Origin of the sequence: Streptomyces sp. KL109B, from assembly GCF_030766935.1 — a bacterium.
Taxonomy (GTDB): domain Bacteria; phylum Actinomycetota; class Actinomycetes; order Streptomycetales; family Streptomycetaceae; genus Streptomyces.
The window spans coordinates 1-21,431 of sequence record NZ_JASERL010000012.1 but is presented as its reverse complement, the minus strand read 5'-3'; the positions used below and the strand labels follow the sequence as shown (position 1 = coordinate 21,431).

General features: G+C 70.7%; 17 protein-coding genes. 12 read left to right on the top strand and 5 right to left on the bottom strand.

Translation table 11 applies throughout. The features are described from left to right. Positions 1 to 125: 125 nt before the first annotated feature. Entirely contained in the window at positions 126 to 2,453 is a 2,328-nt protein-coding gene (locus tag RBJ65_RS32170) for a pyruvate dehydrogenase (RefSeq protein ID WP_306322790.1), read from the bottom strand. Between the two features lie 284 nt (positions 2,454 to 2,737). Between RBJ65_RS32170 and RBJ65_RS32165 the strand changes: the two genes are divergently transcribed. The 6 genes from RBJ65_RS32165 (at position 2,738) to RBJ65_RS32140 (ending at position 7,599) form a co-directional block, all read left to right on the top strand. Further along, positions 2,738 to 3,241 carry an Lrp/AsnC family transcriptional regulator gene (locus tag RBJ65_RS32165; RefSeq protein WP_306322791.1) on the top strand — a complete coding sequence of 168 codons (504 nt, stop codon included), beginning with the start codon at positions 2,738 to 2,740 and terminating at the stop codon, positions 3,239 to 3,241. Between the two features lie 60 nt (positions 3,242 to 3,301). Then, positions 3,302 to 3,991, top strand: a complete 690-nt coding sequence (locus tag RBJ65_RS32160) for a GntR family transcriptional regulator (protein ID WP_306322792.1) — start codon at positions 3,302 to 3,304, stop codon at positions 3,989 to 3,991. Between the two features lie 231 nt (positions 3,992 to 4,222). Then, a complete protein-coding gene (locus tag RBJ65_RS32155) occupies positions 4,223 to 4,744 on the top strand; it encodes a flavin reductase family protein (RefSeq protein WP_306322793.1) in 522 nt (173 codons plus the stop codon). 88 nt (positions 4,745 to 4,832) lie between these two features. Beyond that, on the top strand, positions 4,833 to 6,056 hold the full coding sequence (locus tag RBJ65_RS32150) for an acyl-CoA dehydrogenase family protein (protein WP_306322794.1): 1,224 nt from the start codon (positions 4,833 to 4,835) through the stop codon (positions 6,054 to 6,056). Between the two features lie 76 nt (positions 6,057 to 6,132). Next, the gene (locus RBJ65_RS32145) at positions 6,133 to 6,975 is read left to right on the top strand and encodes a fumarylacetoacetate hydrolase family protein (RefSeq protein ID WP_306322795.1); all 843 of its coding nucleotides are present in this window, start codon (positions 6,133 to 6,135) and stop codon (positions 6,973 to 6,975) included. A gap of 57 nt (positions 6,976 to 7,032) precedes the next feature. Further along, on the top strand, positions 7,033 to 7,599 hold the full coding sequence (locus tag RBJ65_RS32140; protein WP_306322796.1) for a VOC family protein: 567 nt from the start codon (positions 7,033 to 7,035) through the stop codon (positions 7,597 to 7,599). Positions 7,600 to 7,784: 185 nt separating this feature from the next. Here the strand turns inward: RBJ65_RS32140 and RBJ65_RS32135 are convergent, their stop codons facing one another. Next, positions 7,785 to 8,603 carry an IclR family transcriptional regulator gene (locus RBJ65_RS32135; protein ID WP_306322797.1) on the bottom strand — a complete coding sequence of 273 codons (819 nt, stop codon included), beginning with the start codon at positions 8,601 to 8,603 and terminating at the stop codon, positions 7,785 to 7,787. A 68-nt stretch (positions 8,604 to 8,671) separates the two neighbouring features. Further along, positions 8,672 to 10,294 (bottom strand): bifunctional 3-(3-hydroxy-phenyl)propionate/3-hydroxycinnamic acid hydroxylase, encoded by a 1,623-nt coding sequence (locus RBJ65_RS32130; RefSeq protein WP_306322798.1) that lies wholly within the window; start codon positions 10,292 to 10,294, stop codon positions 8,672 to 8,674. A gap of 106 nt (positions 10,295 to 10,400) precedes the next feature. Between RBJ65_RS32130 and RBJ65_RS32125 the strand changes: the two genes are divergently transcribed. The 5 genes from RBJ65_RS32125 to RBJ65_RS32105 all read left to right on the top strand — a co-directional run bounded on the left by RBJ65_RS32125 (position 10,401) and on the right by RBJ65_RS32105 (position 16,904). Beyond that, positions 10,401 to 11,360, top strand: a complete 960-nt coding sequence (locus RBJ65_RS32125; protein WP_306322799.1) for an amidohydrolase family protein — start codon at positions 10,401 to 10,403, stop codon at positions 11,358 to 11,360. A gap of 54 nt (positions 11,361 to 11,414) precedes the next feature. Beyond that, positions 11,415 to 12,875 (top strand): aldehyde dehydrogenase family protein, encoded by a 1,461-nt coding sequence (locus tag RBJ65_RS32120; protein WP_306322800.1) that lies wholly within the window; start codon positions 11,415 to 11,417, stop codon positions 12,873 to 12,875. A 168-nt stretch (positions 12,876 to 13,043) separates the two neighbouring features. After that, entirely contained in the window at positions 13,044 to 13,952 is a 909-nt protein-coding gene (locus RBJ65_RS32115) for an alpha/beta fold hydrolase (protein WP_306322801.1), read from the top strand. Then, entirely contained in the window at positions 13,952 to 15,592 is a 1,641-nt protein-coding gene (locus RBJ65_RS32110) for an FAD-dependent monooxygenase (RefSeq protein WP_306322802.1), read from the top strand. Before RBJ65_RS32115 ends, RBJ65_RS32110 begins: the two co-directional genes overlap by 1 nt. 211 nt (positions 15,593 to 15,803) lie before the next feature. After that, positions 15,804 to 16,904 (top strand): amidohydrolase family protein, encoded by a 1,101-nt coding sequence (locus RBJ65_RS32105; RefSeq protein ID WP_306322803.1) that lies wholly within the window; start codon positions 15,804 to 15,806, stop codon positions 16,902 to 16,904. A gap of 134 nt (positions 16,905 to 17,038) precedes the next feature. Here the strand turns inward: RBJ65_RS32105 and RBJ65_RS32100 are convergent, their stop codons facing one another. Further along, positions 17,039 to 18,346 (bottom strand): MFS transporter, encoded by a 1,308-nt coding sequence (locus RBJ65_RS32100; protein WP_306322804.1) that lies wholly within the window; start codon positions 18,344 to 18,346, stop codon positions 17,039 to 17,041. Between the two features lie 642 nt (positions 18,347 to 18,988). Here RBJ65_RS32100 and RBJ65_RS32095 point away from each other — a divergent pair. After that, positions 18,989 to 20,179: an amidohydrolase family protein gene (locus RBJ65_RS32095; protein WP_306322805.1), complete on the top strand. Its 1,191-nt coding sequence runs from the start codon at positions 18,989 to 18,991 to the stop codon at positions 20,177 to 20,179. 91 nt (positions 20,180 to 20,270) lie between these two features. On the opposite strand, the gene RBJ65_RS32090 is transcribed toward RBJ65_RS32095, so the two are convergent. Next, positions 20,271 to 21,377, bottom strand: coding sequence for an amidohydrolase family protein (locus RBJ65_RS32090; protein ID WP_306322806.1), 1,107 nt, complete (start codon positions 21,375 to 21,377; stop codon positions 20,271 to 20,273). Positions 21,378 to 21,431: the final 54 nt, after the last annotated feature.

The window sequence follows — 21,431 nt, the reverse complement described above, 5'->3', positions numbered from 1 at the left end:
TCCCGATTCTGCCGCCCGGTGCCAGGTGACGGACCCGCGGCGGCGGGGTCTTCTCCTGCCCGCGTGCGGCCCGCGCGCCGGACCAGACACGGTCGATGCCGCTCAGAGCCTTCATCGGCACTCCCTCACCGCGTCAGGTCGAGCGCGGCCCGGATGATGCTGTCGCTGTCGATCTGGTGGTAGCGGTAGACGTCCGGCAGGTCGCCGCTCTGGCCGAAGCGGGTCACACCCAGGGCGCGCAGCTCGACGCGGTTGATGTTCGCGAGGAAGGCCAGGGTGTGCGGGTGGCCGTCCAGGACCGTGACCATCGGTGTGGCCCGGGAGGCGGGGAAGACCTGGTCGAGGATCCAGGTGTCGGCGTGGCCGTGTCCGGAGCGTGCGTCGAGGGCCTTGAAGAGCAGGCCGGGGCTGGTGACGCAGACGACGTCGGCCGCGATGCCCTGCTGCCCGAGCCGGTCGGCGGCCTGCAGCGCCTCGGTGGCCATGGCGCCCATGGCGGTGATCGTGACCTCCGGCCTCTCGACGCGGCGCAGCGGGTAGGCGCCGGCGACGACCTGGCGTCGGCGGCGTTCCCGGGCGGCGGGGTCGGTGGGTACCGAGGCGAGGGTCTGGTCGACGGGCCGGGTGGACAGGCGCAGGTAGGTGGAGCCGCCGTCCGGCCTGCCCAGGCGGGACAGCGCCGCGAGCAGGACCCATTCGGTGTCGAGGGCGAAGGCCGGCTCCCAGGTCGTGCAGCCGGGCTGCTCGATGCCGAGGGAGGGGGTGGTGATGGACTGGTGGGCCCCGCCCTCGGGGGCCAGGGTGACTCCGGACGGGGTGCCGACCAGGATGGACTGACCGCCCGCGTAGATGCCGAACGACCAGGGTTCCAGGGCGCGTTGGACGAACGGGTCGTACATCACGCCGATGGGGAACAGTGGCTTGCCCCAGCGGCTCCAGGTCGCGCCGAGTTCGCCCAGCATGCCGACGAGGTTGGTCTCGGCGATGCCCAGTTCGATGTGTTGACCCGTGGGCTTCTCGCGCCAGTGCAGCAGGGTCTCGGCGTCGTCGTGGAACCAGTTGAGGCGTTCGGACGGGGCCCACACACCCACCTTGTTGACCCATCCGCCCAGGTTGGTGGTGGAGCTGACATCCGGGCTGACGGTCACGACGCTCCGTGCCGCGTCGGGGGCCGCGCGCGTCAGGTCGAGCAGGACGCGGCCGAGCGCGGCTTGGGTGGTCGTCGTCCCGGTGGGGGTGCGGCCGATGTCGGTGGGCACCGTGGGTGGTTCGGCCGACGCGATCGGTTCCCTGCGCAGTCGGGCTCCGGCCTCGGCGCACAGCCGGCCCGCCTCGCTGTCGGCGGAGAAGGCGTCCCAGGGCCGGTCCGCGTCGGCACCGACCTGCGTCGCGAGTTCGTTGATCTGGTCCTCGGTCAGCAGGGAGGAGTGGTTCTGCGGGTGGCCCTGGGTGGGCAGCCGGTAGCCCTTGACCGTGTAGGCGAAGATCACGGTCGGGCGGTGGTCGTCGACCGAGTCGAGTGCGGTGTCCAGTGCGGGCAGGTCGTGGCCGCCCAGGTTGCTCAGGGCCCGCACCAGGACCGAGTCGTCCAACTGCCCGATCAGCGCCGCGATCGGCTGGGCATCCGCGCCCGTGCCGGGCAGACGGTCGCGCAGTTCGTCGGCGGAGCAGCGCAGGAGCCGCTGGTACTCGGGGTTGGGCATCGCGTCCATGCGGCGGCGCAGTTGCTCCCCGCCGGGGCGGTCGAACAGGTCCTCCAGCAGGGTCCCGTACTTGAGGGTGAGCACCTGCCAGCCGGCCGCGCCGAACATGCCCTGCAGCCGGCCGGCCGCGATGTCGGGCACGACCCGGTCCAGGGACTGCCGGTTCAGGTCCACGATCCACACCAGTTCACCGAGCCCGGCGACCTGGGGGTCCATGACCGCCTCCCACACGGCGCCCTCGTCCAGCTCGGCGTCGCCGACCAGCGCGTACTGGCGGCCTGCCGGGGTCCCGGGATCCGCGGAGACGTAACGGCGGGCGTTGGCGCCCCAGATGGTGGCGGTCGCGCCGATGCCGACGGAGCCGGTGGAGTAGTCGACCGGGTCGGGATCCTTGGAGCGGCTCGGGTAGCTCTGCAGGCCGCCGAACTCGCGCAGGGTCGTCAGATGCTCGGCGTCGAGGCTGCCTTGGAGATGGTTGATGGCGTGCAGAACCGGCGAGGCGTGCGGCTTGACCGACACACGGTCCTCCGGCCGCAGGTGCCGGAACCACAGCGCGGTCATGATCGACACCATCGAGGCGCACGACGCCTGGTGACCGCCCACCTTGAGCCCGGTCGGGTTGGGGCGCACCCGGTTGGCGTGGTGGACGATGGAGCTGGACAGCCACAGCACGCGCTCCTCGACCTCACGCAGGGCCTCGAAGTCGTCGGTCGCGCGGAAGGCGGCGGCTCGGTCGGGGGTAATGGTCATACGGATCGGACCTCCTCGTGACCTGCTGTCGCCGAAGCGAGGTGAGCGGTCGGGAATCGACGGGAGAAACGACAGAGGAAGACGACCTGCGAGCCCGCGAACGCCCAGGGCTCCGGTCGGTGTGCCGGTGGGGCGAAGGCCGGGTCGCGGCCTGGCTCGAAGCACCGGACGGTGCGCATCTGCCGTCGAGGAGATCATCCGTCCGGAAATACGCACAAGACTCCGCGTGATAACAGTGCAGGATGCTCAACATTTCCCGTCCAGCCCCAGGAAAGGCGTGCATCATGCCCAGCTCCGCGCGGATCGACTCCACCGACGCCCGACTGCTGCTCGCTCTCACCGAGCACCCGCGGGCCACCGCCGTCGCACTCGCCGACCGCGCGGGCCTCAGCCGCAACACGGTCCAGTCCCGGCTGGCCACGCTGGAGCGCACCGACGCCCTGTCGTCCTTCGAGCATCGCGTCAACCCTGCCGCGCTCGGCTATCCGTTGGCCGCGTTCGTCACCGTGCGGGTCGCCCAGCGCCTGCTCGACGAGGTGGCCACCGCACTCGCCGCCATCGGCGAGGTGCTGCAGGTCTACGGCCTGAGCGGCGACAGCGACCTGCTCGTGCACGTGGTGGCCACCGACGCGGAGGACCTGTACAGGACAGCCGGCCGGATCCTCGGCATCACCGGGGTCGAACGGACCACCACCGCCCTCGTGATGCGTCAGCTGGTCGACTACCGCATCAGCCCGCTGCTCAAAAGGGCGGCCGTCGACAAACACCAGCACCGGACCGCAAATTGATATAACTGATGGCATCCCGGAGCCGGCGAGGCTCGAGGACAACGCCCCAGGGAGACCGTCATGGCCGAAGCGAGCACCAAAGGCGTACGCCGCGTGCAACCACTGTCGGTCGTGGAGCAGGTGACCAAGGAGATCCGCCGGTCCATCCTCTCCGGCGATCTGCTCCCGGCGCAGGAGTTCTCGCTCCGGGAGATCGCCGGCCGTCTCGGCGTCAGCATGATCCCCGTACGTGAGGCGCTTCGTCACCTCGAAAGCCAGGGCCTCGTCATCACGACCCCCGGCAAGAGCGCGGCAGTTGCCCCGCTCAGCCACGACGACCTGCGCGCCATCTACCGCCTGCGCCGGCAGATCGAACCCGAACTCGTCGGCCGGGCCTGCCTGCTCCTGACCGACCGCGACCACGCTCGGCTCGTGGAGCACCTGGCGGTCATCGGTGACGAGAGCCTGGGGCTCGACGAGATCTACGAGACCCACCACGAGTTCCACCTGGACCTGCTGCGCCCCGCGGCCACCGAGTGGGACCTGCGGATCCTGGGCATGCTCTGGCACTCCGCCGAGCGCTACGTACGGCTGGCCTTCGGCGGCCGCGACAGCGACCCCGACGAACCGAGACGCCGGGAAGCCGCCCACGCCGAGCTCCTCTCCGCGGTGGCGAAGCGCGACCCCGGCAGCGCCGCCCACGCCGTACTGGTCCATCTGGACACCAACGAGCAGATCGCCCAGCAGGGCATCGCCGCGGTCGCCGACTGAACAGCCCGGCCGACCGCCGCGGGCAGGCAACCCGCCCGATGCCCTGCCGGGCGGGTCCCATGGGCCCGGACGAGCACGTTTCTTGATCAATTCCGGCCGCTCCTCAAGAAGTTCGCTTCGTCTCACCCTTGCTGTTATCACATATAGCTGCTTAGTCTGATGCGCATCGCGGTCGGCCGGTACGTGATCCCACCGTCTGCACAGTTACCCACCCTCTGCGAGGAGTCGACCATGGTGGCTGACCAGGAATTCCGTGATCTGATGGCCGGCGTATGCGCCCCGGTCACCGTGGTGACCGCCATGGCGGACGACCGTCCGCACGGCGCCACCGTGAGCGCCTTCGCCTCACTGTCCCTGCGGCCGCCCATGGTGACCGTCGCCCTGGACAGCAACTCCCAGTTGCTGGCCAGGATCGAGCGGACCCGCCGGTTCGGCATCAACGTGCTGTCGCACGCGCAGGGCGATCTGGCTCCGCAGTTCGCCCGTCGCTCCGCCGACCGGTTCGACGGTGTGGAGTGGCACCTGGACCACGGCCTGCCGCGGCTGGCCGAGGCGCCGGGCTGGATCGTGTGCGATCTCGCGCAGAACGTGCCCGGCGGAGACCACCGCCTGCTCCTTGGCTCGGTCGCGCACGCGCGGACCACGACAGCTCCCCCGCTGGTCTACGGCCACCGCACCTTCGGCACGCACTCCGGCTTCGCCCGGCGCCCGCGCCGCCCACTCACCGATCAGCTGCTGGCCTGCTCGCGCTGATCCGTCCCGCGGCACTTACGGCACCCCGCCGTACGCCGACTCCCGCAGCGGCGTGCGGCACCCCCTGCATTCAGCACGAAGGGACGACATGACCACCACGGCACCCACTCATCCCCCGCTCTCGCCCGCGGACGAGGCGGCAGAGCGAGCGGCGCTGGTCGCCCGGGCCGCGGAGCTGCGGCCGCTCGTGCGCCGGCACTCCGCGCGTACCGAGGCCGACCGCCGCGTCCCGCAGGAAGTGATCGACGCCCTGGCCGAGGCCGGGCTGTTCAAGACCGCCGTGCCCAGGCGCTACGGCGGGCACGAGGCCGGCGTGAAGACCATGCTGGACGTCTCCGCCCAGGTGGCGGAGGGCGACGGCTCAACCGCTTGGGTGGTCACCCTCATCAACATCTGCGCCTGGATGACGGGGCTGTTCCCGCAGCGGGCCCAGGACGACGTCTTCGGCGCAGACCCCAACGCCCGGGTCTCCGGCGTACTGGCTCCCACCTCCACCACCCGCAAGGTCGACGGTGGATGGCGGGTGACCGGGCGCTGGTACTACAACTCCGGTTCCCTGCACGCCGACTGGGCCGTTCTCGGGGTGCCGCTCACCGACGAGAGCGGAGAGGCCGTGGACCATAGCCTGGTACTGATCCCGGTGCCGGAGATGACGGTCGAGGACACCTGGTTCGTCGCCGGGATGAAGGGCAGCGGCAGCAACTGCCTGGTCGCCGAGGACGTGTTCGTCCCCGAGCACCGCGTGGTGTCCGTGCCCGCCGCCATCGAAGGTGACTACCCCACGGAGCGGGGCGACGAAGAGCCGCTGTACCGCTCGGCGTTCGTGCCCATTCTCTCCCTGGTACTGGCAGGACCCCAACTCGGTCTGGGTCGGGCGGCGTTGGAGATCGTGCGCGGCAAGGCCGGCCGGAAGCCGATCTCGTACACCTTCTTCGACACGCAGTCGGAGTCGGTGACCTTCCAGAACCAGATCGCCCAGGCCGCCATGATGATCGACACCGCCCAGCTGCACGCCTACCGCGCCGCCGAGGACATCGAGCGGGCAGCCGACCGCGGCGAGTACCCCGACACACTGACCCGAGCCCGGGTCCGGGCCGACACCGCGTGCGCCATCGAGCACGTCACCAAGGCCATCGACGTGCTGCTGTACGCGCACGGAGCCGGCAGCTTCGCCGACGTCAATCCGTTGCAACGGATCTGGCGGGACTCCGCCGTCGCCGCCCGGCACGCGGTCACGCTGCCCGCCGTCAGCTACGAGGTGTACGGCAAGGCGCTGCTGAACCTCGACGAGAAGATCACCCCGCTGGTGTGAGCGGGGCCTGTCGGGCCGCGCTCTCCAGCATCCATTCGGGCCGCCACGGGCGGCCACCGTACCCACGGAGCACATCGTGCGCATCGCCAATCTCTCCGGCCGTCTGGCTCTCCACGTCGACGGCCTCGCCGTCGACGTGGAGAAGGCCAGTGACGGCCTCTTCTCCGCCGACCCGCAGGCCGTCTACGGGCGTTGGGAGGAGTTCCGCACCTGGGCGGCCGGCGCCCGGCTGCCGCGCGGAGCCAAATTCGACGCCGCCGACCTCGGCTCGCCCGCCCCGGCGCCCGGCCAGCTCATCGCCGCAGGCCTCAACTACCGTGACCACGCCGCCGAATCCGGGTTCGAGCTGCCCGACCGGATGCCACCGGTCTTCACCAAGTTCAACTCCAGCATCAGCGGCCCCGTCACCGAGGTCACCCTCCCGCCCGGTGGCCACACCGACTGGGAGATCGAGCTCGTGGTGGTCATCGGCGCCCACGCCCACCGCATCGCGGCCGAGGACGGCTGGGAGCACGTGGCCGGCCTCGCCGTCGGCCAGGACCTCTCCGAGCGCATCACCCAACTCGAAGGCCCCTCACCCCAGTTCAGCCTGGGCAAGTCGTTCCCCGGCTTCACCCCGATCGGCCCCTGGCTCGTCACCCCGGACGACCTCGACAACCCCGACGACCTGGAAGTGCGCTGCACACTCAACGGCGAGGAGGTCCAGAAGAGCCGCACCAGCGAAATGATCTTCTCCGTTCCCGATCTGCTCGCCCGCCTCTCGGCCGTCGTCCCGCTGTCCCCGGGTGATGTCGTCTTCACCGGCACCCCGGCCGGTGTCGGCATCGGCCAGAACCCGCCGCACTGGATCGCCGCCAACGACGTACTGGTCAGCACCATCGAAGGCATCGGCGAGCTCCGCCAGCGCTTCACCAACTGAATTCCGACGCGTACGTACCACCGGTATCGATCCCGGTATCGATCAAGGAGGATCGACATGGGAGCCCCCAAGTTCGCCCACGTGGTGTTCCAGACCAGCAAGCCCACCGAGATGCGTGACTGGTACTGCGCGGTCCTCGACGGTCACACCGTCTTCCAGGACGACGCCCTGTGCTTCCTCACCTTCGACGAGGAGCACCACCGCGTAGCACTGATCACCCCGCCCGACCCGCTGGAGCGCAAGAGCCCCACCGCCGCCGGCGCCCACCACGTCGCGTACACCTTCGACAACCTCGACGATCTCCTGGCGCGCTACGAGAAGCTCCGGGAAGGCGGCTTGCTCCCGGCGGTGTGCATCGCCCACGGCGTCACCACGTCCATGTACTACCGCGACCCCGACGGCAACTTCGTCGAGATGCAGATCGACAACTTCGCCGAGCCGGAGCAGGCCACCGCGTACATGCACGGCGACGAGTACCGCGAGGACTCCGTCGGCCCCGCCTTCGACCCGGCCGCGCTGCTCGCCGCGCGCCGTGCCGGCGCCGCCACCGAGGAACTCACCGACCGATCCTGGGCACTCAAGCAGGACCTGCCCGACCCCATGGGAATCCTCATGGGCGGCTGAGCGGAAGCCGGTCACCCACCGGCGTGTACAGCGAGGACAGACACGACCAAGCCGCGCGGCGGGTTTCGGCGAAGGGACTTCGTACGCGGTGTGTCCGCCGGCACCGCAAGGTGCTGTGCCGGCCGGTCCGTCAGCTCGGTGCCGTGCAGATCCGTAGCGGTGCTTCTGCCCGTCGGCGACGGTGGCTACGGCAGCTGCCGGTCCACCGCGTGCCCGAGCATGTCGGACATGGCACGCGTGGAGCGCAGCAGTTCGGCCGAGAGGCCGGCCACGTCCTGCTCGGTCACGCCCCGTGCGGGCATCACGAGGGTGACGACGAGCGGGAAGGACTCACCCGCGGTGAACACGGGGGCGGCCACCGAGGTGACTCCGGGGATGACGCCTCCCTCCGTGGTGGCCACTCCCTCCCGCAGGACGTCGGCCTTGATCCGGTCGACACGCTCCCGGGTGGCGGCGTCCAGGGTCTTCACCTCCAGTTGCCCACGCAGCACGGGCTCGGTGAGCTGCGCGGGCAGATGCGCGAGGAACGCGCCGCCCATCGCCGAGGTGAGCAGCGGCATGGTGGCACCGACCCGGACGGTGATCGGCAGCGCATGGGCGCCGTACTCCCACCGCACGACGACGGGGCCGTGATCGCCCCACACCGCCAGGTTCACCGCGTGCGAGGTGGTGTCCCGCAGCCCCGGCAGGTGCTCACTGACAAGCGCCACTTCGTCCATCCTGCGGAGTGACTCGACGCCGAGGCGCCGCATGGCGGGCCCCATGTCGTACCGCCCGGAGCTGGGAGACTGCGCGACGAGGCCGACGCGGGCGAGGCTGACGAGATAGCGGTGGACCTTGCTCGGCTGCATGCCGCTGGCGGCGGCCAGCTGTGTCAGGCTCATCGGCCCGCGTCCCTCTTCGAGGGCTTGCAGTACCGTCATCGCCAGTTCGACGGACTGGATGCCCTGCCGCGCGGGTGCTGCCGCCTCGGCCTCGGAGTCGGAGGGACGCTGAGTTGTCACAGGGGCGATCATAGTGACCGGTTCAAGACCAGCTGTCCTTGGCCTTCGCGAGCAGCGAGGGCCGGGCATCAGGCATCGACGCCCGCGTCCGCCGCGCACGCGACACCGCGCACCACTCCCAGCAACTCGTCGGCCAGGTCGGCCGTCGCGTCGGGCCCGCTCGCCGTGCCGAACACGTAGCAATCGGGGCGGACCACGGCGGCGGAGCAGCCCAGTTCGGCGAACCAGTCGCGGTACGTGCCGTCCACGTCGTCGACGACGAAGGCTGCTCCCGGGTGCGCGGTGGTCCGCTCACCGAGGACGACGACCCGGACGCCCGCCCCGGCGAGGTCGTCGAGCAGTTGGTCACGTTCCAGCGCGACCAGGAGTTGCTCTTCGACGAGCAGGTGGAAGCCGCCGCCCACGATGTGGTCGAGGAGATCGCGGCGGGTGCCGTCGTCCACCACGCCCTGGACCGACAACTGGCCTTGCCCGGCACCCGAGTTGCGGGCGAACAGCCCGTTGTCGAGGCTCGGGAAGCGCATGGCCTCGGGTGCGTCGGACTCCGCGCGGCGGGCCAGCAGGATCCGGTCGCGCTCCGCGGCACGTTCCGGGTCGCGCAGGGTCTGGAGATGGCCGAGCTCGATGCCCTTCTCGGTCACCGCGCGGACATGTGGTTCACGCTCCGTCTGATAGGTGTCGAGGATGTCGTCCGGTGCGGTTGCGCGCAGGACGAGGTCCAGCTTGAACGCGAGGTTCTGCGCGTCGCGGAAACCGGAGCACATTCCCTGCCCGAGGAACGGGGGCATCTGGTGCGCCGCGTCACCGGCGAGCAGGACGCGGCCGCGGCGCCAGTCGTGCGCGATGAGGGACCTGAAGGTGTACGTGGCGACGCGGATGAGGTCGGCGTCGTCGGTCGTGAGGTAGGGGGCGACACGCTTCCAGACGCGCCGCGGATCGCGTTCGGCCCCGAAGTCGTCCACCGAGTCGAGCATGAAACTGAACCGGTGGTGTGCCGGGCCGAGCGAGATGATCGAGGTCGGGCTCCGCGGGTCGCCGAGCTGCAACGCGTACGGGACCCGGGTCGGGCGGCGGAAGCGGAAGTCGCACACCATCCAGGGCTCGGAGAAGCCGTAGTCGTGCAGCCCGACGTCCAGCGCCGAGCGCACGAAGCTGTTGCCTCCGTCGCAGCCCACGACATAGCGGGCGTCGTGCACTTGACGGCCTTCGGGTCCTTCGACGGTGAGTGTGACCTTCTCCGGGCTCTGTTCCAGGGCGACGACGGTGCTGGAGTGCCGCACTTCCACCTGGGGCATCGACCGGCACACGGCGTCCAGCGCCTCTTCGAGGTCGGGCTGGTACATCATGTTCCACTCCGCCCAGCCGCTGCGTCCCGGATCGGCGAAGTGCTGCTCGATCAGCAGGTCTCCGCCGCCGTTTCGCCATTCGTAGGTGGGCTGTACGCGCACCTTGGGGAGTAGCTCCTCCGCCACTCCGAGGCGTGCGAGCGTGCGCATGGTCTCGTCGTCGAAGCTGGCGGCCCGGGGCAGGTTGTAGAGGCCCGGGTACCGCTCGAGGACCAGGACGCGGTGCCCCGCCTGCCCCAGCAGGCCGGCCATCACCATGCCCACCGGCCCGTATCCCACCACGGCCACGTCCACCGCGCCTGCGTCCGCGGGCCGATCTTCGACGACACCGTCCGCACCCGTCATCGGGCGCCTCCCTTTCCTCGGGCCTTCCAGAGGGTTGACACCGACGGAACGTACGTTTCACCATCGATGAAGTCAATGCATATAAGTGAAACGCAGAGGGGTTGCGATGCGCACCATCGGCCTTGAAGAGCACTTCGTCACACCGGAGTTGGTGGGTTACGGCGCCTCGTCGGCCTCGATCCTTCAGCCCGGAAAGTGGCAGGAGGCGTCCCGGCGCCTCCTCGACCTCACCGGGGAGCGGCTGGCCGAGATGGACGCGGCAGGTCTCGACATGCAGGTGCTGTCCCTCAACTCCCCCGGCATCCAGGCCGAGTCGGACGCGGCGACCGCGGTCCGCCAGGCGGCGGCGGTGAACGACCTGCTGGCCGCAGTGGTGGCGGACCACCCCGACCGCTTCGCGGGCTTCGCCGCTCTTCCGTTGCAGGATCCGCAGGCGGCCGCGAAGGAGCTGGAACGCGCCGTGTCCGAACTGGGCATGCGCGGAGCCCTGGTGAACGCACACACCCAGGGCCGCTATCTCGACGACCCAGAGCTGCGCACCGTGTGGGAGCGCGCCGAGGGGCTGGACGTCCCCCTCTACCTGCACCCCGCCAACGGTGTCGGCACACCCCATGTCATCGAGGGCCACCCCGAACTCGTCGGGCCGATGTGGAGCTGGGGCACGGACACCGCCACACACTTCCTGCGCCTCGTGTTCGGCGGAGTCTTCGACGATTTCCCCGAGGCCAAACTGCTGCTGGGGCACATGGGCGAGGGCCTGCCCTACGCACTGTGGCGACTGGACTCACGCTGGGACTACCACAACCACCACGGCATCGAGCTGGCCCGGGGCAATCCCTCGGAGTACGTCCGCCACAACCTGTACATCACGACCAGCGGCGTCTGCTCTGCCCCTCCCCTGCTGTGCGCGCTCCTCGCGATGGGCTCGGAGCACATCCTCTTCGGCACCGACTACCCCTTCGAGGAGATGGCCGCGGCCACCGCGTTCCTGGAGACGGCCCCGGTCAGCGAGGCCGACCGGGCGAAGATCGCCCATCTCAACGCGGAACGGCTGCTCGGTCTCTAGTCGTCAACCCCCTTCCCCTCCCTTCAAGTCGCCCTCACACAAGGAGTCGCCGACATGCCCCGAGAGCGCGCCGCACGGCACTGGATCGACGGCGAGTGGGTCGGTTCCGCCCGCACCGCCGACAGCATCGACCCGGCCACGGGCGAAGTGATCGGTACGTACGCGGAGGCCGACGCCGCGGTGGGGCAGCGGGCCGTCGACGCGGCGACGCGCGCGTTCACCGAAGGCACCTGGCGCCTTGACCCGATGGCGCGGGCCACCGCCCTGAGCCACCTCGCCGACGCGTACGACGCGCGCATGGACGAGGTGATCGCCACCCTCAGCCTGGAGAACGGCAAGCTCCGGCACGAAGCGGGCTTCGAGGCGCACTTCATCCTGCGCGCACTGCGTTTCGCGGCGGGTCTCGCCGTGCAGCCGCACGGCCGGGTCACCGACACCCATCCGGGCCGCCAGGCCATGACGATCCGGCAGCCCGTCGGTGTCGCCGGCATCGTGGTGCCCTGGAACTCCCCCGCCTACCTCTGCGTCCGGGCGCTCGCCCCGGCCCTCGCCGCGGGCTGCACGGCCGTGGTGAAGATGCCCGGACAGGCTGCCCAGACCGCGGCGCTCATGAGCGAGATCCTCGCGTCCGTCCCCGACCTGCCGAAGGGCGTGGTGAACGTCGTCGTCGAGTCCGGCTCCGATGTCGCCCGCCTGCTGGTCGAATCGCCCCGGGTGCCCGTGATCAGCTTCACCGGCAGCACCGCCACCGGACGGCTCGTCGCCCAGGGGGCGGCGGCCCACTTCAAGCGGGTGGGGCTCGAACTGGGCGGCAAGACACCGCACTTGGTCTTCGCCGACGCCGACCTGGAGGCCGCCCTCGCCACCGCCGTCCAGTCGTGCACCGTCTTCGCCGGGCAGTTCTGCATGACCGGCAGCAGGGTCCTCGTCCAGCGGGAGATCGCCGACGAGTTCTCCTCCGCCCTGGCCCGGCGCCTGGAGAGCGTGCGTCCCGGCCCGGCCGCCGACCCGGCCAGCCAGATCGGCCCGCTGATCGACAAGGCGTCGGTCGCCCGGGTCGACGCCGCCGTGGAGGCGGCGATCGCCGCCGGCGCGAAGCCGCTCGTCCGCGGCGGCCCGAGCACTCGCCCCGAACTGGCGGGGGGAGCGTTCTACCACCCCACCCTTCTCGCGGTGTCCGACTCCTCGCTCCCGATCGTCCAGGAGGAGACCTTCGGCCCGGTGCAGACGGTTCAGGTCTTCGACACCGAGGCGGAGGCCGTCGCCCTCGCCAACGACACCGCGTACGGGCTCAGCGCCTGCGTCTGGACCCGGGACGCGGACCGTCCGCCGCGGGTGGCCCGGCAGCTCGACGCGGGGCTCATCTCCGTCAACAGCTGGGCGAATCTGACCGTCGAGTTCGAGGAGGGCGGCTTCAAGTCCAGTGGCGTGGGCCGGCTCGGGGGCCTGGCGTCCGTCGAGGACTTCCTGGAGCACAAGCAGATCACTCAGGACTACGCGTCGTACAACGGGTGACGGATGACGGATGACGGATGACGGACGACTCGGCGAGGGCACATCAAGGGCCGACCACAAAGCACCGCCAACCCTTTCTGTTATCACATATAGCACATACGCTCGCAGAGCCCCGAAGCAACTGAACCGGGCTCCGACGGGACCCACCTCTGGCAGGAGAGGCCACACATGGCCAAGCAGCGCGACGTTCTGACCTTTGAAGTCGACGGACACAAGATCACCGCACTGACCGCAGGACCGGCCGAAGCAACCGGCAAGCCCCTGATCGTCGCCCTGCACGGCGGCACGTACACGGCGCAGTACTTCGACGTCGCGGGCTCCCCTGAGGGGTCCTTCCTCGACGTCGCCGCCGCACACGGCCACCCGGTGCTGGCCTTCGACCGCCCCGGCTACGGCGGCAGCACCCCTCTCGCCCCCGAAGCCAACACCTTTTCACGGCACGTGGCTCTGCTCAGCGACGCCATGACCCAGGCGGCCACACGTCTCGGGGCCGACGGCGTGTTCCTCGTCGGCCATTCGATCGGCGGCATGCTCGCCCTGATGATCGCCGCCTCGCCCCCCGACGTCCCGCTGATCGGTGTCTCGGCGACCGGGATGGGGGCCGTCATCCCCGGCGGCGGAGCGGCCGAGGCTCTCGGCTCCCTCCCTCCGGACGAGACCGTGGACCTGCCATACCAGGAGCGGGACAAGGTGATGTTCGGCCCCGCGCACACCTACAGGGCCGAGGGGATGCGGCAGGCGCACGAGTCCTACGCGCCCGTGCCCGTACGGGAGTTGGTGCAGGCTCCGGCGTGGCCGAGGGAGCATCTGCCCGCCCTCGCCCCACGGGTCCGGGTTCCCGTGCACAACGCGCTCGCCGAGTTCGACGCCCTGTGGAGCAGCGGCTCTCAGAACGTCGCCCGGTTCGCCGCGATGTTCACCGCGGCCCCCTTCGTGGACGCGAGCGTCGCCCGGGACACGGGCCACTGCATCGATCACCACGTGCTCGGGGACGCGCTGCACCTGCGGCAGCTCGCGTTCGCCGAGGAGTGTGCGCACTGGGCTGCGACGCGGCAGCGGGCAGGAGACGAGACCTGATGCCGTCCGCCGACGCCGAGCCCCTCCCCCGGCATGTGCGGGTACTCATCGCCGGGGGCGGGCCGGTCGGTCTGGCGGCGGCCGTCGAGCTGGGCCGGCGCGGTGTCGACTGCCTGGTGGTCGAGCCGCGTGTCACCGTCTCCAGGGCTCGCCCCCGTTGCAAGACGCTCAACGTACGCACGATGGAGCACCTACGCCGCTGGGGTCTGGCCGAGCGCCTGCGGGCACGCGCCCCGCTGCCCACGTCCTGGGCGCAGGACGTCGTGTTCTGCACCTCACTGACCGGCAGGGAACTGTCACGTTTCAGGGGTGTGCTGGGGCTTGTGCCCGAGGGCGACCGCTTCCCGGAAGTCGGCCAGCAGGCACCGCAGTACGTCCTGGAGGAGGTCCTTCGCGACGCGGTCGACGAACTCGGCACATGTCGGCTCGCCCTCGGCTCGAAGGTGACCTGCGTGGACCAGGACGACGACCTGGTGTCCGTGACCGTCGAGGACCGTCTCGGTGACCGCAGCAGCGTCACGGCGGACTACGTGATCGGCTGCGACGGCCCGCGCAGCGTCGTGCGGGAGCAGATCAACTCCCGTTACCTGGGTGGGAAGTCACTGAGCCCGAACTTCGGCATGGTCTTCGAGAGCCCCGGACTGTGGGAGCACGTACGGCACGGGCCTGCCGTGCAGTACTGGGTCGTCAACCCGACCGCCCCGGCCCTGGTCGGCCCGCTGGACCGGGCGAACACCTGGTGGGCGATCGCCTTCGGCGTCGACCGGGAGACCGGTGAGCGCGAAGCGCGGCACATCATCGACGCGGTGGCGGGCAGGCATGTGCGGGCCAAAGTGCTGTCCACCGACCCGTGGACCGCCCGGATGCAGATCGTCGACCGCATGCGCCGCCGCAGGGTCTTCCTCGCCGGTGACGCCGCGCACCTCAACCCGCCGTTCGGCGGGCACGGGCTGAACACCGGGATCGCGGACGCGGTCGATCTGGGCTGGAAACTCGCGGCCGTGCTCGGCGGATGGGGCGGGCCGGGCCTCCTCGACAGTTACGAGGATGAGCGCCGCCCCGTCCAGGAACGCGTCATCCGCGAAGCGACCGCCAACATGCGCGTGCTCTCCACCGAGTTGCTCGCCGCCAACCTCGACGCGGCGGACGAGGCGGGTGCCGAGGCCCGGCGCGCGGCGGGCGCGCGCATCCAGGAAACCAAGAAGGCGGAGTTCCACGCCCTCGACCTGGTCCTCGGACTCCGGATCACCGCCTCACCGATCGTGCCCGCGGGCGGCGACGGACCGGAGGGCGCCGCGCGGACGGGCGCCCGACTGCCGCATGTGTTCCTCGACGACGGCCGTTCCCTGTACGACCTGCTCGGGGACCATCTGACGCTGCTCACCTTCGGGGACTGGGCGTCGGAGACCGCCATCGAGGAGGCCGCACGTCTGCGGGGCGTGCCGCTCACCGTGGTGCGGCTGCCGGAGTCGGCGCGCACCGACTACGCCGAGCTGCTGGGCAGCCGCCTGGTGCTGGTCCGCCCTGACCAGGTGGTCGGCTGGCTGGGGAACACGGCCCCCGAGGACGCCCTCGCTCTCGTGGACACACTGGTCGGCCGCGCGAACCCGGGCGGGTCGGCGGCGCCTCGCCGCGCTTGAAGGCCTCCGCACAGACCTGCCCGTATCGTCCGTCGATTCTTCAACAGGCGTGCTCCGCGGCTCCGTTGACCGGCACGTCTGCCCTCCGAACACCGGACTCCGCCCCGGCCGCGCCCTGTCCGAGGCACCTGCCTCGCGGCCGGGGCGGCCTGTACCCGATGAACGAGACAGCTGCGCACCCGAACCCCCTTTCCCGAAGGAAGTGGCCCGCATGAACACCCGCCCGTGGACGAGACGTCAGGTCCTCAACACCGCCGCCGGTACAGGCGCCGCACTCGCCGGCGCCACCACACTGATGGCCTCTGGCGTTGCCACGGCCCACGACGGCAAGCCCGACCGGGACGGCCGTCTGAGGATCATCGCCATCGAGGAAGCCGTCATGCTGCCCGGCCTCATCACCCAGGGCACGGCACTGAACGGTGCGATCCCCTTCAAACCCGAGGTCACCGCGCAGTGGATGAAGCGGCTCCCCGACATCACCGATTACCGGCTCGCCGACATGGACGCGAACGGCGTCGCCATGCAGGTGCTGTCCCTCACCCCGCCCGGTGTGCAGATGCAGCCCGACGCGGCCGTCGCCGTGCGGGACGCGCAGGTCGCCAACGACGCGCTGGCCGGCATCATCGCGGCCCACCCCACCCGGTTCGGCGGCCTCGCCGCGCTGCCCCTCCAGGACCCCGAGGCGGCCGTGCGGGAGGCCCGTCGTGCCATGCGTGACCTCAAGATGGCCGGGTTCCTGGTCAACGGCCACACCTGTGGCCACTACCTGGACGAGCCGCAGTTCCGGCCGGTGTGGGCCGCGCTCGAGGAACTGGGCGCCGCCCTCTACCTCCACCCCACTCCGGCCCCGGCCGGTGACTGGGGTCTCACGAAGGACCGCCCTGAGCTGGTCGGCCCGCTCTACAGCTGGGCGGCCGAGACCGGTGGACACGCCCTGCGGGTCATCCTCGGCGGGGTCTTCGACGACTTCCCCGGGGCCAGACTCATCGTGGGCCACATGGGCGAGTTCCTGCCCTTCCAGATGTCCCGCCTCGACGTACAGATCCAGAACATCAACACCCGCGTGGCGCTGAAGAAGAAGCCGTCCGAGTACCTCGTCGAGAACATCGCCATCACCACCTCGGGAGTCATGGACGACACCATGCTCCAGGCCGCCATCCAGGCCATGGGCATCGACAACGTGCTCTTCGCCGTCGACTACCCCTTCGAAAAGAGCGAACAGGCCGTCGGTTTCCTGCGTCACGCGAACCTGTCGAGCGGCCACCGCAAGAAAATCGCCCACCGCAATGCCGAGCGCATCCTGAAGCTGTGATGCGCCCAGGCACCGAGAGGCACACCGTTGGCGCCCCGCCCCGTGCTCGTCATGGTGCGCGGGGCGTCAAGGGTGGCCGCGGCCGGGGCGGCCACAGGGCCCATGTCATGCGCGGCCTCCCAACAGCCCCTTTTTCAGGAGGTCGTGGGCGCCCCGGCCGATACCCCGGGCTGCTCCGCTCCGGACGGACGGCGGGACGGTGTCAGCATCGCGATCAGGGCCGCGCCGAGGAGGGCCGGGACGACGAAGGCGTAGAAGCCGGCCTTGGAGGAGGCGATCAGCACGGTGACGGCGGCCAGGTAGCTCGGGCCGACGATCGCGCCGACACGTCCCACTCCGAGGCTGAAGCCCAGGGCGGTGCCGCGCAGCCGCGCCGGGTGGGCATGAGCGACGTAGATGTTGACGAGCGCCTGGGTGCCGAGCGCCCCGGAACCCGCGACGGCCGAGGCGGCGAGGAGCAGCGGGCGGGGCTGTGGTGTGCTCAGCGTGACCATGGCAGCGGCGGCGAGGAGGAAGCTCACGATCGTGGCGGCCTTCAGGAGTCCCCGGTCCGCGACCAGTGCGGCCCCGATGGTGCCGACCACGGCCCCGGCGTTGAAGGCGATGGAGAACTCCAGCGAAGAGCCGACGTCGTAGCCGGAGTCGACCATCAGGGCCGGGAGCCACGTGCTGGCACCGTAGACGATGACGAGGCCGGCGAACGTGGCCGCCCAGAACAGCAGGGTCGACCGGCGGTGGTTGGGGGCGAGGAGTTGGCCGAGCTGGTTGGCGGGGCGTTTGAGGGAGGTTCCGGTCGGGGTGTTCGCGGCTTCGAGCCGGTCCCGCCTCGGGTGGTCCCGCCTCGGGTGGTCCCGCGTCCCAGCGGGGACCAGGCGCCACACCACGGGGACCAGGAGCAAGGGGATGACCCCGAAGAGGAAGAGCCAACGGAAGTCCCATTCCGGCAGCAGGGTGCGGCCGACGACCCCGGTGAGAATCCCCCCGATGGGCAGTCCCGTGGTGGCGGCCCCGACCTGGAGGGAGTGACGAGCGGGCGTGGCGGCTTCGCTGACGTACGCGGTGACGAGGGGGATCAGGGCGCCGATGCCCATGCCGGTCAGGAACCGTGTCGCCGCGAACAGGGCGAGATCACCGGAGGCGGCGCTCAGGAGCATGCTCAGGGACAGCCAGACCAGGCTGACGAGCATGGGAAGACGACGGCCGTAGAGGTCACCGGCCCAGCCGGCCGCGATGGAGCCCAGGGGCATGCCGAGCGCGGTGAGACTGCCCAGCAGTCCCAGCGTCGACTTGGTGACGTCCCAGTCGGGATGGGACATCAGAGCGGGGCCGACCGACCCCAGGATGAAGAGGTCGTAGCCCTCGATGCACAGGATGACGAGTCCGAGGGCCACGGCGGGGCCGGGGCGGCCTCTTGTCGCGAGTGCGCCAGGGGTGGGGTTCATGTCCGTACTCCTCACGAGGGACTGCACGAGTGGAAGGCCACGGCGACGCCGAAGAAGGCATGCGAGTGCGTCCACACCCGGAAAACGGGGTGCCGCGGTAGGGATTCCTGCTTCAGAGAGCACACCCGGTGGACGCCAACAGCGGGCACCACAAGGGGAGTTGGATTGCCGGGACGCGTCGCCGGGCGTCACGGACATGCAAGGGCGCGGGAACGTCGGCGCGGGCGTGGCCCGTTCCGTCGTGTCACGTCGCAGGGAACTGGCAGTGATGCTGGAGCCCGACACGAGTGCGTGTCAATGCCCTCTGCCTACCGAATTCGGCGGCGACACCTCTTCCTCGCCGGATGGGGTCGCCAAGTGACACCAAGGCTTGCTGTTATCACATATTGCAGCTACGGTCGGTCCGATCGCCTGGGCCCCGAACTCTTCGGTCGGGGCCACCAAGGCCGCGCCCACCGGTGTCACCGCCGGATTGCCCGGCGCCCGGAACACCCGAGGCCCGCACGGCCGGCAGCCGCGCCACACCGAACTTCGCGTCGACGGCCGAGACCGGAGCCGACACCGGAGCCGACACCGGAGCCGTGTCCGGCCCGTGGCGAGGCCCCCGCACTTTCCGCATCCGCTCCGCAGAGAGGCACGAGAATGTGCATCAACCACACGAACCGGCGTGACTTCTTCAAGACGGCCGCGGTGGCCGGCATCGCCGTCGCGGGGGTGCAGGCCTTGGCCGGGCCCACCGTCGCCCACGCGCAGGAGCAGACCGGCAGCCTCGCCGAGAAGGTCGCGCTGACCAATGTGCGGGTCTTCGACGGCTCCGAGGTGACCGCACCGCGCACCGTGGTCATCGAGAACGGGCGGATAGGTGTCACCGCACTCGGGGCCCGCAGAATCGACTGCGCAGGCGCGGTCCTGCTGCCCGGCCTCACCGACGCGCACCTCCACCTGCAGGACGTCAACACCCTTCGGCAGCTGGCGGGTTCCGGTGTCACGACGGGCCTTGACATGGCCTGTTTCCCGCCCTCGGCCGTCGACTCACTGCGCGGCCTGCCCGGTCTGACCGACATCCGCAGCGCGGGCACGCCGGCGGTCGCGCCCGGAAGCGCGCAGAGCCAGCTGCCCACTTTCCCGCCGGACGCCGTCCTGACCGGCCCCGACCAGGCCCCCCGGTTCGTACGCACGCGGATCGCCGAAGGGTCGGACTACATCAAGATCATCGTCGATGAACCGGGCCTTGCCCCGGAGACCATCAGGGCCGTGACGACGTCGGCGCATTCCTTCGGCAGGCTCGTCATGGCCCACGCGACCACCACTGCGACGGTGGAGCGGGCGCTGGACGCCGACGTCGACATGATCCACCACGTCCCCCTGGACAGCGCCCTGTCCGCCGCGACGGCGGCACGCTACACCGCCACCAACACCGTGGCCGTACCCACCCTGACGATGATGGAGGGCTTCGCCGGCCTCGGGATCCCCGGCATGGACTACGCGGCCGCCGAAGGCAGCGTCGCCGCGCTGCGCCGGGCCGGCGCCCGGATCCTGGCGGGCACGGACGCCAATCGGACGCCGGGGATCCCGGTGCAGCCGCCGTTCGGCACCAGCCTCCACCATGAACTGGAGTTGCTGGTACGGGCCGGGCTCACCACCCGTGAGGCACTGCGGGCCACGACGAACCTGCCCGCCGAGTCCTTCGGACTGCGGGACCGTGGTGTCATCCGTCCCGGCTGCCGCGCAGACCTTCTCCTGATCGACGGCGACCCGCTCGCCGACATCACCGCGACGCGCGCCATCCGGGGTGTCTGGGTGGGCGGCGTGGAGTACTCCACCGCCGGCTGACCGGCAGCAGCGGACGGCCCGTGGCGACCGCGTCCCGGCGGACCGACGCAACGGGAACATCCTGCGGCTCCGCAGCGAGTTCGCCGCCCCGTCAGGCGGCCGGGGCCTGCTCGACGCCCGCACACCAGATGTGGCGCAGGGCGCGGGTGGCCCGGACGTCGTCCAGCGGGTTCCCTTCGACCAGGATCAGGTCGGCGCGGAGCCCGGGGGTGACGGAGCCCCGGTCGTCGAGGCCGAAGTGCTCGGCGGGCAGGGCGGTGGCGGAGCGCAGCGCATCGGCGGGGGTGAGCCCGGCCTCGACGAGCAACTCGAGTTCGTGATGGATGCTCGCGCCGTGCTCGACCTGGAAGGGAACCCCTGCCTGGGTGTTGGCGTCGGTGCCTGCCAGGATCGGCACGCCTGCGTCGCGCAGCGCGGCCAGGCTCCGCACCGCGTTGCGGTAGGCGGGCGCGATGCCCCGCGCTGCCGCCGTGCCTTCCATCATGGTGAGGGTGGGCACGCAGACCTGTCCCCGCACCGCCATGCGCGTGGCTTCGGCGGCGTCCAGCGGACGGTCCAGCGGGATGTGGGTGATGAGGTCGACGCCCGTGTCGAAGGCCATGAGGTACGCACCCGCGCTCGCGGCGTGCGCGACGGTCTTCCTGCCGTGTGCACGGGCTGCTGCCACCAGGGCGTCCACGGTCTCCCGGTCGGGTCCGCCCTCGCCGGGCGCCTCGGTCACGATCTTGATGTAGTCGGCCCCCGCCGCCACCTGGGCCGCCACGAACTCTCGGGCCTGGACCGGGCCGCGCACGACGGCGTCCTCGGACATGCCGGGGATCCGGGCGTGGGGTCCGCCGTCGCCGATGGCAGGTGTGCCGGCGCTGCGGATGTCGGTCAGGTGCGGCACCCGGCGCAGGGAGGCCAGCAGTTGTGGTGGCCAGGTGGCCATGTCCAGGGCGGTGGTGACTCCGTGGGAGGCGAGGGCGGCCAGTGTGTCGGCTCCGTGCAGGTGCACGTGGGCGTCGATGAGACCGGGCAGCAAGGTCATACCGGTGCCGTCCACCAGCCTGGCGCCCCCGGTCTCGGTCCGGGGTGAGATGACATCGCCGTCGATGACGACGGTACGCGGCTCGGTCAGCTCCCGGCCGTCGAGGACGCGGACATTGAGCAGGGCCGTCCTGGCCGGGCCGGTGGTTTCGGGGGCGGTTCGGGTCACCGGGGGTTCTCCTGTGCGTTGGGGGTCGTACGGCTGTGGGGGGCGTACGGCTGT

What these genes read in the sequence shown, in the direction of transcription:
- RBJ65_RS32170 (WP_306322790.1), bottom strand. Translation starts at nt 2,453, where the DNA reads ATGACCATTACCCCCGACCGAGCCGCCGCCTTCCGCGCGACCGACGAC.
- RBJ65_RS32165 (WP_306322791.1), top strand. Translation starts at nt 2,738, where the DNA reads ATGCCCAGCTCCGCGCGGATCGACTCCACCGACGCCCGACTGCTGCTC.
- RBJ65_RS32160 (WP_306322792.1), top strand. Translation starts at nt 3,302, where the DNA reads ATGGCCGAAGCGAGCACCAAAGGCGTACGCCGCGTGCAACCACTGTCG.
- RBJ65_RS32155 (WP_306322793.1), top strand. Translation starts at nt 4,223, where the DNA reads ATGGTGGCTGACCAGGAATTCCGTGATCTGATGGCCGGCGTATGCGCC.
- RBJ65_RS32150 (WP_306322794.1), top strand. Translation starts at nt 4,833, where the DNA reads ATGACCACCACGGCACCCACTCATCCCCCGCTCTCGCCCGCGGACGAG.
- RBJ65_RS32140 (WP_306322796.1), top strand. Translation starts at nt 7,033, where the DNA reads ATGGGAGCCCCCAAGTTCGCCCACGTGGTGTTCCAGACCAGCAAGCCC.
- RBJ65_RS32130 (WP_306322798.1), bottom strand. Translation starts at nt 10,294, where the DNA reads ATGACGGGTGCGGACGGTGTCGTCGAAGATCGGCCCGCGGACGCAGGC.
- RBJ65_RS32125 (WP_306322799.1), top strand. Translation starts at nt 10,401, where the DNA reads ATGCGCACCATCGGCCTTGAAGAGCACTTCGTCACACCGGAGTTGGTG.
- RBJ65_RS32120 (WP_306322800.1), top strand. Translation starts at nt 11,415, where the DNA reads ATGCCCCGAGAGCGCGCCGCACGGCACTGGATCGACGGCGAGTGGGTC.
- RBJ65_RS32115 (WP_306322801.1), top strand. Translation starts at nt 13,044, where the DNA reads ATGGCCAAGCAGCGCGACGTTCTGACCTTTGAAGTCGACGGACACAAG.
- RBJ65_RS32110 (WP_306322802.1), top strand. Translation starts at nt 13,952, where the DNA reads ATGCCGTCCGCCGACGCCGAGCCCCTCCCCCGGCATGTGCGGGTACTC.
- RBJ65_RS32105 (WP_306322803.1), top strand. Translation starts at nt 15,804, where the DNA reads ATGAACACCCGCCCGTGGACGAGACGTCAGGTCCTCAACACCGCCGCC.
- RBJ65_RS32100 (WP_306322804.1), bottom strand. Translation starts at nt 18,346, where the DNA reads ATGAACCCCACCCCTGGCGCACTCGCGACAAGAGGCCGCCCCGGCCCC.
- RBJ65_RS32095 (WP_306322805.1), top strand. Translation starts at nt 18,989, where the DNA reads ATGTGCATCAACCACACGAACCGGCGTGACTTCTTCAAGACGGCCGCG.